Source organism: Oleiphilus sp. HI0061, assembly GCF_001635675.1.
Map to the genome: position 1 here is coordinate 1 of NZ_LWFE01000263.1, position 1,129 is coordinate 1,129.

Below are 1,129 nucleotides of genomic sequence, written 5' to 3' on the forward strand. Positions count from 1 at the left end.
CACCCGATACAAGTAAACCAATAAAGGGGAATTCCGGTGGACTATCTTCTAGCATCGGCGCCAGTAAGTGTCCTTCCATGTGGTGTACACCGATAATGGGGATATCAAGCGCCATCGCTAAGGCATTCGCAATGGAAGCACCGACCATCAGCGCTCCTACTAATCCCGGCCCTGCAGTATAGGCAATCGCATCAATATCGCCCTTCTCTAGCCCAGCTTCTTTGAGAATAGCGTCTATTAAAGGAATGGTTTTTCTTACATGATCTCTAGAAGCTAATTCCGGGACAACACCACCATAGTCCGCATGCATCTCTACTTGGGAATATAACTGGTGTGCAAGCAAACCTTTCTCACTATGATATAAAGCAACACCGGTCTCATCGCAAGATGACTCAATACCTAAAACAATCATTAAGAATCTCGTGTAGTTGGAAAGTCGTCAATCTTTAGCTAGCAGTAGAAGAAAGCCCTGCTTACGTAACAAGTCTTGCTCTAACTCCAAGATCGACGTATTTAAGGGATTTGCCTCAAACCAGCCTTTCCCCATACTAAGGGATAAGCACTCGTCCTGAGCCCTTAGGGTGAAATCCGTTTCAGCTTGATTACGTTCTGCTGTCAGCGCAACCGCCAGTCTGAATATTGTGCACAGGCGCTTCAGTGTTTGCGTTTCCTGTTTACTCATTCCAATAAAAGGCTCATCACTAAATTTCCGTCTGTGAGTACGTACTATCACAGAAAGGTGCAGCTGAGTTAATCTCGAGAAACCTGGTAGGTCAGAGTGATAAACGAGATAAGCACCATGCCGGTGGTATTGTGCATGAGCAATAGAGTGCCCAACCTCAAAAACCCGGCTTGCCCAACGTAGTAGATTTTCACATTGCGGTAAGGCTATATCCCAATACGAAGCAATTTGCTTGTATGCATGAAGCGCTGTTTTCTCTACTCTTTCAGCGTGTTCAACATCAATAGCGTAGCGAGCCTGCATCGATTGAAGTGAACGTTCTCTGACATCCTCATGCTGAATCCGGCCTAGTATGTCATACAGCAAACCTTCCCTAAGCGCGCCCGATGTGAACTCCATTTCTTTGATGCCCAGTACCTTAAAGCATGAGTAGAGTATGGAAAAGCC

The 1,129-nt window shown here is 45.9% G+C and carries 1 protein-coding gene and 1 pseudogene; both read right to left on the reverse strand.

Annotation, left to right across the window (positions count from 1 at the left end):
- Positions 1-412 (reverse strand): tRNA (adenosine(37)-N6)-threonylcarbamoyltransferase complex transferase subunit TsaD (locus tag A3735_RS03390; RefSeq protein ID WP_369820503.1); only part of this gene is annotated, 412 nt, incomplete at its 3' end.
- A gap of 27 nt (positions 413-439) precedes the next feature.
- Positions 440-1,129, reverse strand: a pseudogene (locus A3735_RS03395) (exopolyphosphatase); the annotation flags it as partial.